Source organism: Micromonospora sp. DSM 43699, from assembly GCF_055517075.1.
Map to the genome: position 1 here is coordinate 1 of NZ_JBTMMT010000243.1, position 425 is coordinate 425.

General features: G+C 74.1%; 1 protein-coding gene. It reads right to left on the reverse strand.

Annotated elements, in window-relative coordinates:
- Positions 1 to 294: RNA methyltransferase substrate-binding domain-containing protein (locus AC0AIB_RS31460; RefSeq protein WP_465098122.1), on the reverse strand; the 294-nt coding region annotated here is incomplete at its 3' end.
- Positions 295 to 425: the final 131 nt, after the last annotated feature.

The window sequence follows — 425 nt, forward strand, 5'->3', positions numbered from 1 at the left end:
GCGCAGCCAGGTCGACAGCGGCGCGGCTTCCTCGCGCAGCACCTCGGCCACCACGCCTTCGTGGTGGCCGCTGGCGGCGAGCTTGTCCAGGTCCTGGGTCTCGACCACGCGATAGCCGACCCGGTTGGCCACGCACCAGGCCAGCATCGGCTGCAATTGCGGGATGCGCGGCGCGTCCAGGTACAGCTTGCGCAGCGCCTGCGGCCGCCGCGCGAACACCGCGCGCACCGCGTTCAGGCCGTACAGGCGGATCTCGGCGTCGCGACGGGCGCGCTGCGGGTGCGGCGCGCCCAATCCTTGGTCGCCCTGATCGTCGTCGTCGTCGCGGCGTTGATGGCCGCGGTCGTGGCGCTCGTGGCGGCTGCCGCGCGGGCGATCGTCGTGCTCGCTGCCGTCGTGGCGCGTGCGCTGGTCGCGGCGTTGGT